This window comes from Leisingera sp. G5_S3_59_S7 (assembly GCF_054968485.1).
Genome location: NZ_JBQKUH010000024.1, coordinates 55,257 through 61,667 on the forward strand (window position 1 = coordinate 55,257; position 6,411 = coordinate 61,667).

A 6,411-nucleotide genomic window follows, 5' to 3' on the forward strand; every position below is an offset into this window, starting at 1 on the left:
TCGCCAACATGTGAACTGGCAATCGGGTTAGAGTAGAGCGACGAAATAGCATCGCATCAGGAGAGCAAAGCCGCGCGTCATGGCGAAGATTCCGTCGTTGAAAAGCATTCAGGCCTTCGAAGCGGCCTGCCGGCATCTGAGTTTCAAGGATGCCGCCGATGAACTATGCGTTACTCCGACTGCCATTTCCCATCAGATCAAATCGCTGGAGGATCAACTTGGGGTGCCCCTGTTCCACCGGCTGACCCGCGCCTTGAAACTGACGGAGGATGGGGCCAATTACGCGCCCCACATCATTGAGGCCTTCAAGAACATCGAAGCCGCCTCTCTCGCGCTGGAGGAAGACGACCTTGCGGGCACATTGACAATCTCAACAACCGGGTCCTTTGCGGCTAATTGGCTTAGTCCGCGGCTGCGAGGGTTTTACGAGAAATACCCAGAGATTTCGGTAAGGGTTCTGTCAAGCGATCAGCTGGTGGATTTCAAATCCAGCGATGTGGATGTGGCCATTCGGTATGGCTTCGGCGATTATCCTGACAGCAATGTGGCTTGGGTCTTGAATGACTGGGTGGCCCCTGTCTGCAGCGTGGAAAAGGCGAAGTCACTGAGTTCCCCCGAAGATCTTCTGAAGTCTCGTCTGATCGAATACCAATGGAGCGGGTTTTCCGATGCGGATCCGAGTTGGGAGCGCTGGATGGACGCGGCTGGCTTGCATACTGGTGATGTCGAGCCCTATGTCACCTATTCCGAGGAACACATCTGCTTGCTGACGGCAAGCGATGGTCATGGTGTGGCCCTGGTCAGCCTTTTGGCCGCCGCGCGTTTTCTGGAACGCAATATGCTGGTCGCTCCCTTTGACACGGCATTGAAGAACAAGAGCTATTTTCTCGTCTGCCCGGAAACTTACGCCAATCGTGCACGCGTTCGTGTGTTCCGGGAATGGCTATTGGACCAAGCAGATGAGTTTCGCGACAGCGCCGTAGGTCAAAGGTTTTTTGAAGATTAGCGCGTCCGCAACGATCTAATCCGTCGCTTGAATTTTTGTCATTTCTAAATTGCCGGGAAGCATGCGTTTCTGAACCCCTAATCAGGAGTTCTTGCGCATGCAAAGTTTTGACCCTTCCCAACCCGATGGTTTCAATCAAACACTGAACAGCACGGTCTCTGCCGACGGCATCCCGGTCATTGCAGAACGGTATACAGTGCCAGCACGTTGCGGTGTCGCGGTGCGTTTGACAGCCGGGCAGACTTTGACCATCACCAATCCGACCGGCTGGCAAGTCTGCGATTTCTGGGCGTTCAATGCGGCAGAGCTGCATGAATATATGTCAATGCCGCATGTGCACACGGATCTTCTGTCTGTTTTCCCAAAGGTCGGTGACAGGTTGGTCAGCAATCTGCGCAATCCTCTTTTGACGCTGACCCAAGACACCTCGCCGGGTGTTCATGACACAACGATCGCCGCTTGCGATGCCAACCGGTACAAGCAATTGGGCGTCACTGATTACCACGACAATTGCGCCGACAACTTGAGGCAGGCCTTGCTTGCTATCGGGAAAAAAGCACCGCATGTGCCAGCGCCCTTCAATCTGTGGATGCACGTCCCAGTTCACCCTGATGGCAGCCTTGCCTGGGCTGCGCCAGTGTCAAAGCCGGGGGACAGCATGACCTTCAAAGCTGAGATGCCAGTCTACGCCGTGATGTCGGCCTGCCCGCAGGATGTCACCCCAGTCAACGGGGACGAAGGCAAGCCGAGCGCGCTGGAATTTGTTGTTCATGACGGCTGATGGCGGCGACATATTTTCCGCCCGCTGGATCATCGAAGATGCCTTTAACAGTCACAACGACTACGCGCTTTATGTTCTAGACGGCAGAATAGCTGGCTTGGCGCCTCTGGCCGAATTAAAGTCACGTTATCCCAGCGCAAGGGTGCATTCGGACACAAACACTGCGATCCTGCCCGGGTTTGTGAATGCGCATCACCATTGCTATGGGGTGAACCTGATCAACCAAGGGATACGGGATGACCTGTTAGAGCCTTGGATTTTCGCCTCCGCTGGCGCAGCTGACGTTGCGCCGCGCCTCGCCACCGAATACGCGGCAATGCGCTTGCTGAAGAATGGGGTAACGGCTGTTGTGGATGCCTGCACCGCGGGTCACACAGCGACCTTTGCCGAAGCGAAGATAAGGGACAAAATCGCCGTATATAATGGGCTTGGCCTGTCCTGTGCCATCGCGCCGGGCGAGAGATGGCACAACCAGCTTGTGCATCCATACGGGCAAAGCCAGTCGTTTCTGACCACCTTGCCCGAGGTTCTGCGATGCAAACTGCAGCGCCAGCACGTTGCGCGCGCACGTATCGAACCGCAAAGCTTTGTGCGGCTTCTGTCCCGGATGCATGGCGAATACGCGGCTTCTGAATGCTCTGATGTTTGGTTTGGCCCCACGGCACCGCATTGGACGGGCCAAGAGACCCTGCGCGACATCGCCAAGGAGGTTCGCGAAAGCGGCCAGCGCATTCACACCCATGCCGAGGAGTCTCGGCTGCAGCACCTGTCGGCTACAGCCTGGAGTTTTCAAGGTGCCATCGCAGAATTGGGTAAAGCTGGCCTGCTCTCTGACGGCTTATCCTTGGCGCATATGGTCTGGGCGGACGAAAAAGATCTGGCGCAAGTGGCCGAGGCGCGCGCGCATATCGTGTGCAATCCCAGTTCCAACTTGCGGCTGCGGTCCGGCATTGCACCCGCGCCATTGATGAAGCGGATGGGCATTAACCTCGCACTGGGGATGGATGGGACCAGCCTGGCAGGTGATGACGATATGTTCGCCGAAATGCGTTTGGCGCAAAGCCTTTATTGGTCAAGTGATCGGGCAAACCTAAGCCTGACCGCGAAGGATGTTTTCGACATGGCCACTATGGGTGGCGCGCGTTTGATGGGTATGGATCACAGCATCGGAAGCCTGTCCGCCGGCAAACGCGCCGACTTTGTAATCCTCCGCCTGGACCGTCTTGAAGGGCCCTGGTTGGCCCCCGGCATTGATCCGGTTGAGCTGTTGGTCAGCTCGGCAAAATCCACGGATATCCAGAGTGTCTTCACCGGCGGACAACTGGCCGTTTCGCACGGCGAAGCCAAAAAGTGCGACGAAACGAAAATTCTTCAAAACATCACCGACGGCATGCAGCGCGCCGCGGATCAAAGGCTGAGCGCCAGTGAATATGCCGCCGTAAAATCCGCATTGCAGCGCTGGTATGACGATTGGTTGACGAAAAACGCCCCGCAAAAGTGACAGAGGAGCAAGACCATGCAGAAGAAAATTATCTGGCCGAACGGCGCGCGATGCGCCTGTGCAATCACCTTTGATATCGATGCGGACAGCCTGATCCATATCGCAAAGCCGGTCGACGGGCATGATCGCCTCTATCCGATCTCCATGGGACGCTACGGGCCGACGGTTGCCATCCCTCGGATTCTGGAAACCTACAAACGTCTTGGGCTGAAACAGTCCTTCTTCGCCCCCGGATGGGTCGTGGAGCAATATCCAGATGCTATGCAAGCCATCCTGAAAGATGGTCATGAAATCGGCCATCATGGCTATTTGCACGAAGACCCGACAAACCATAGCGCGTCTGAACAAGCCTATTGGTTTGAACGCGCGCTGGAGTCGCATAAGCGGGTTCTGGGCAATGTGCCAAAAGGCTATCGCGCGCCGGTTTACAATGTGACGCAAGCCGTCATCGACTTGCTGAACAAGCATGAATTCGACTATGATAGTTCGCTGATGGCGGATGATGTGCCATATCTCATGCGATCCGGCGGGCGGACTTTGGTCGAACTTCCGTCGCATTGGGGGACCGACGACTGGCCGCAATTCGCCCATTTTGAGGAGATTGGCTACATGATGCCCGTCGCCGGGCCACGCGCCGGGCTGACCCCATTTTGGGAGGAATTCGAAGCCCAATACGAAGAAGGCGGCTTCTGGATTGGCATCTGGCATCCCTTCCTGACCGGGCGTTTGGCGCGGTGGCGGCAGGTGGAAGACTGGATGGAAACTATCTTGAAGAGGGGTGACGTCTGGTTCGCCACTCTCGGAGAGATCGCGCAACACGTGCGCACGCAATATGAGGCTGACCGGCAAAGCGTACGGGTTGAAGAGCTGCCCTATTATCAGGCTCCGGTCCTGACGGCATGAATATCCTTCAACGGGCGCGCGACTTCCTGGCTTCGCTCGACGCGCAGCGCGAGGTATTCCTTGGCGTTGCGCCAGATAGACTGTTGCAGGATGCCCGATCCTCCGCCGCGCGGCAGGCCGCAGGGAAGATGCTTGGGCCGTTGGACGGCCAGTTTCTTGCGGTGAAGGCCAATATCGACGTGCAAGCGCTCCGAAGCAATGCGGGATCTTTGGCCATCGACCCTCAGCCAGCAGACAAAGACGCCCCGGTCGTGGCCAGGCTCCGGTCTGCGGGCGCGATCATTCTGGGCCATGTGAACATGTCGGAATTCGCCTTCTCCGGGCTCGGAGTTAATCCGCATTTCGGCACCCCTCTGAATGCGTTGGATAGCACAATGGTGCCTGGAGGGTCCTCAAGCGGATCGGCGTCAGCCGTTGCCTTGGGCTTGGCCGACATCGCCTTGGGCACAGATACCTCCGGCTCCGTGCGCATTCCGGCCGCCTGTCAGGGCCTGGTGGGGTTTCGCCCAACTATGGACCGCTATGAACGCGCCGGGGTTTTACCTCTGGCGCCTTCTCTGGATACGCCAGGCTCACTCGCTTTAAACGTCAGTCAGATTTGCGCTGTGGATCGCGTTTTGTCGGATTGCAAAGAAACCGGGCACGCCTGTCGTGAAATTCTGTGCCTGAGGGAAGATGCTCTAGCGGGATTTACCCCGAAAATCAAGACAATGTACGAACAGGTCCTGCAGCATTTGTCCGATCATGGCATCGAATTGGAAAGGGTTGAAATCCGAAGTTTCACTTGTATCACGGAGATTTTCCAAACCTATGGAACGCTGGTGAGTGCCGAAGCCTTTCGTCTTCTGCCAGGTTTGGTCGGAGACCAGCAGGCCAGACTGGACCCAAATGTGCAGGATCGCCTTGCTCAGGCGGCTTCAATCCTTGGCACAGATCTGCAGGCATTGCTGGAAATCCGGCGGGCCCTCATCCCGGACTTTGGCAGGGAACTGGCAGGGAAGATGCTGCTTTACCCGACATTGCCGTCGTACCCGCCGTCTGTTCAGGCTGTGACCCGCGATAAAGGGGTCTTTGCACGGGAAAACGCCCTTATCCTGTCGGTATCGATGAAAGCCGCTTTCCTCAATGCCCCAACAATTTCCATTCCATTTGGAGACCGAAGACCGGGGATCAGCCTATCCTTGAGCGGCGGCGCAAACAGGGATGCGGATGTACTCGCGACGGCGTCTCATCTGGAGAAGATTTTTTCAGCGATTAGAGATGGGTGAGGTCAGTTCACTCTATTCAGAATTCTCTTCATTTGTACCCGCGCGTCATTGGCTTCACCTTTGATTGGTTCATTGCAAACTGACTAGGTGACAATATGACCACAATCCTGAGAATTGACGCCAGCGTGCGCCGCACCGACAACCCTGTTGCGGCCTATAACTCCATTTCCCGCGCCTTGGCGGACAGTTTCGTGGAAGAATGGAAAACGGTTGATCCGGACGTCGAGATTATTCTGCGTGACGTCGGAATGACCCCGCCGGATTTCATTTCCAACGATTGGATTGCGTCCGTCTTCACAGCAGAAGAGGAACGCACTCCTGAACAGAACGCTTTGGTCAGCTTGTCTGATACGCTGATTGACGAGCTCGACCGCTCTGACATCCTGCTGATTTCGACGCCCATGTACAACTACGGCATGCCCGCAGCCCTGAAGGCTTGGTTTGATCAGATCATCCGGATCAACAAGACCTTTACGTTTGATTTGGCGCGCGGCGACTTCCCTCTGGAACCGATCATGTCCGGCAAAACACTGGTGCTGCTGACATCGGCTGGCGAATTCGGCTTTGAGGAGGGTGGAATTCGTAATGACTCGGGTCACCTTTCTGCGCATATCAGCACATTGCGCAAGTACCTGGGCGCAGAACGCATGTTCGAAGCTGCGGCCGAGTATCAGGAATTCGCCGATGAGCGTCACAAAGCTTCGGTCGCCTCAGCTCAGACCCAGGCACGTCACATTGCGCGTGAGCTTGCCTAACCGTTAGCCAGTTTATGGAAAGTAGAACCTGATGAAACGAACAGGTTCTACATTTCCAACTGGTCACAGCTCAAGCTGTGTGAGGCAGGTGGTTGTGTCCTGCGCCCTTACTTGAGTGTTTCAAGTCGCTAAAGTGTCAATCGGCATGGAACTTTGGCTCTGAAGCAGATTTGGTGCAGCCCAACCTGCTAAGCGCT

Annotated in this window: 6 protein-coding genes; all 6 read left to right on the forward strand. The window is 56.0% G+C overall.

Going from position 1 to position 6,411, the window contains the following annotated elements; translation table 11 throughout:
• The first annotated feature begins 79 nt into the window (after positions 1-79).
• The 6 genes from gcvA to ACTRWG_RS12460 all read left to right on the forward strand — a co-directional run bounded on the left by gcvA (position 80) and on the right by ACTRWG_RS12460 (position 6,214).
• A complete protein-coding gene (gene gcvA / locus ACTRWG_RS12435; RefSeq protein ID WP_027236259.1) occupies positions 80-1,006 on the forward strand; it encodes a transcriptional regulator GcvA in 927 nt (308 codons plus the stop codon).
• A 97-nt stretch (positions 1,007-1,103) separates the two neighbouring features.
• Positions 1,104-1,787, forward strand: a complete 684-nt coding sequence (locus ACTRWG_RS12440) for a DUF1989 domain-containing protein (RefSeq protein WP_036797344.1) — start codon at positions 1,104-1,106, stop codon at positions 1,785-1,787.
• Positions 1,777-3,288 carry an amidohydrolase family protein gene (locus ACTRWG_RS12445; protein ID WP_027236257.1) on the forward strand — a complete coding sequence of 504 codons (1,512 nt, stop codon included), beginning with the start codon at positions 1,777-1,779 and terminating at the stop codon, positions 3,286-3,288. The genes ACTRWG_RS12440 and ACTRWG_RS12445 overlap by 11 nt, the downstream gene beginning before the upstream one ends.
• Before the next feature lie 15 nt (positions 3,289-3,303).
• Positions 3,304-4,191 (forward strand): polysaccharide deacetylase family protein, encoded by an 888-nt coding sequence (locus ACTRWG_RS12450; protein ID WP_027236256.1) that lies wholly within the window; start codon positions 3,304-3,306, stop codon positions 4,189-4,191.
• The gene (locus ACTRWG_RS12455; RefSeq protein ID WP_027236255.1) at positions 4,188-5,459 is read left to right on the forward strand and encodes an amidase family protein; all 1,272 of its coding nucleotides are present in this window, start codon (positions 4,188-4,190) and stop codon (positions 5,457-5,459) included. Before ACTRWG_RS12450 ends, ACTRWG_RS12455 begins: the two co-directional genes overlap by 4 nt.
• 95 nt (positions 5,460-5,554) lie before the next feature.
• Positions 5,555-6,214, forward strand: coding sequence for an FMN-dependent NADH-azoreductase (locus tag ACTRWG_RS12460; protein ID WP_036797342.1), 660 nt, complete (start codon positions 5,555-5,557; stop codon positions 6,212-6,214).
• Positions 6,215-6,411: the final 197 nt, after the last annotated feature.

What these genes read in the sequence shown, in the direction of transcription:
- gcvA (WP_027236259.1), top strand. Translation starts at nt 80, where the DNA reads ATGGCGAAGATTCCGTCGTTGAAAAGCATTCAGGCCTTCGAAGCGGCC.
- ACTRWG_RS12440 (WP_036797344.1), top strand. Translation starts at nt 1,104, where the DNA reads ATGCAAAGTTTTGACCCTTCCCAACCCGATGGTTTCAATCAAACACTG.
- ACTRWG_RS12445 (WP_027236257.1), top strand. Translation starts at nt 1,777, where the DNA reads ATGACGGCTGATGGCGGCGACATATTTTCCGCCCGCTGGATCATCGAA.
- ACTRWG_RS12450 (WP_027236256.1), top strand. Translation starts at nt 3,304, where the DNA reads ATGCAGAAGAAAATTATCTGGCCGAACGGCGCGCGATGCGCCTGTGCA.
- ACTRWG_RS12455 (WP_027236255.1), top strand. Translation starts at nt 4,188, where the DNA reads ATGAATATCCTTCAACGGGCGCGCGACTTCCTGGCTTCGCTCGACGCG.
- ACTRWG_RS12460 (WP_036797342.1), top strand. Translation starts at nt 5,555, where the DNA reads ATGACCACAATCCTGAGAATTGACGCCAGCGTGCGCCGCACCGACAAC.